General features: G+C 52.4%; 1 protein-coding gene and 1 pseudogene. Both read left to right on the top strand.

Annotation, left to right across the window (positions count from 1 at the left end; all coding sequences use genetic code 11):
- The first annotated feature begins 243 nt into the window (after positions 1-243).
- Positions 244-825, top strand: a complete 582-nt coding sequence (locus FBY04_RS32225; RefSeq protein WP_145319734.1) for a chemotaxis protein CheW — start codon at positions 244-246, stop codon at positions 823-825.
- Between the two features lie 87 nt (positions 826-912).
- Positions 913-1,374 (top strand): annotated as a pseudogene (locus FBY04_RS32220) (IS5-like element ISPa41 family transposase); the annotation flags it as partial.
- Positions 1,375-1,499 lie beyond the last annotated feature (125 nt).

Below are 1,499 nucleotides of genomic sequence, written 5' to 3'. Positions count from 1 at the left end.
TGCCCAGTTTGATGTAGAGCTTGACCGCTCGGATACGGTCTTCGTATGAGTACATGAACTACCTCCAGGTAGTCCAAGATTTCCGCCGCATCCCCCAACAGTAATAATAGATCGATATCAACAGAGAACGTCGCCGTTAGGGGCGAAACGATCCATCAGGCCAACTTGCTGTCATCTGGGGCCACCCACGAAGTATCGGAGACAGACAATAGCGAACAAGACCTCAGCGAAGTCGCGGTCAAGATGCGCGAGCTGGTCGAACTTTCTCATCGCCTGCAAGCGGCGGCGCAGGTTTTTGATACCTACAACATAGCTCCGTCGCTGAAGATGGAAAATGTAGATAGCTCTTCACAAAGCAAACAATACCTTCCCTTTTTTCTAGGCGATGAATTGTTCGCGGTGAGTATTCGCTCCGTTAAAGAGATCGTAGAAGCCAATAGGCTTGTCATCGAATCGGATAGGTCGCGGAAAATCCGTAGGGCGATCAATCTACGCGGCTCGGTGGTGCCGGTGATTGACCTGAGCACGCATTTTGGTGGGGAACCAACCGAAGTCAATCAGAGTACCCTCATCGTCATTCTAGTGTTGAACCACGATGAGCATCGGCAAATGATCGGCGTTAAGGTGGATGCGATCTGCAAGATATTGAACGTTGCCCCGTCGAGCATAGTGCTACCACTTGTTCAGAAAGCGGATATTCGTAGCCGCTATACCATCGGAACAATCAGGATCGACAACCGCTCTGTCACCCTGCTCGACTTCAGCCGTGGACTATTGATGGGTACATTTCCCGAGTCGAACTCTGCATCCAAAATGCTGGAATAGCATCCAAACTTCATGAGCATTTAGGGAATCTCCGAACAAGTCTTCAACTGTGCTGAAATACGCCTGACAACCTGATCCGAGCTGCCCATGAGCCAGATGAGCTTTTCCGATTTCGAATACGCCGGAAAACGTAAGCAGACACGCCGCGAACGCTTCCTCGCCGAGATGGATCAGGTCGTGCCCTGGACAGGCCTGCTGGGGCTGATCGAGCCGTTCTACCCCAAGGCCGGTGGTGGCCGTAAACCGTATCCGCTGGAAACCATGCTGCGCATCCATCTGTTGCAGAACTGGTTCTCCCTGAGCGATCCGGCCATGGAAGAAGCACTCTACGAAATCACGCCCATGCGCCAATTCGCACGCCTGACGTTGAGCGCGCCGATCCCGGAAGACACTACGATCATGAACTTCCGGCACTTGCTGGAGAAGCATCAACTTGCACCTGCGATCCTCGCGGTCATCAACGGTTATTTACAAGAAAAAGGCCTGTCGCTGCGTCAAGGCACTATCGTCGATGCCACCATTATTCATGCCCCCAATTCCACCAAGAACTAGGAAGGCAAGCGCGATCCCGAGATGCATCAGACCAAGAATGTATGGTCAGCCCACCTCCTGCAACCCAGCTTGATGAACGGTAAAGCATGCTTGCGCTAATGTATTCGGGCTCATGGTGAGCA

This window comes from Pseudomonas sp. SJZ080 (assembly GCF_007828295.1).
Classification (GTDB): domain Bacteria; phylum Pseudomonadota; class Gammaproteobacteria; order Pseudomonadales; family Pseudomonadaceae; genus Aquipseudomonas; species Aquipseudomonas migulae_A.
Note: the sequence above shows the minus strand (reverse complement) of the source record. Positions and strands in the feature narration are given on the sequence as shown.

Excerpts from the sequence above, each read along its gene's own strand:
- FBY04_RS32225 (WP_145319734.1), top strand. The coding sequence starts at position 244 with ATGCGCGAGCTGGTCGAACTTTCTCATCGCCTGCAAGCGGCGGCGCAG.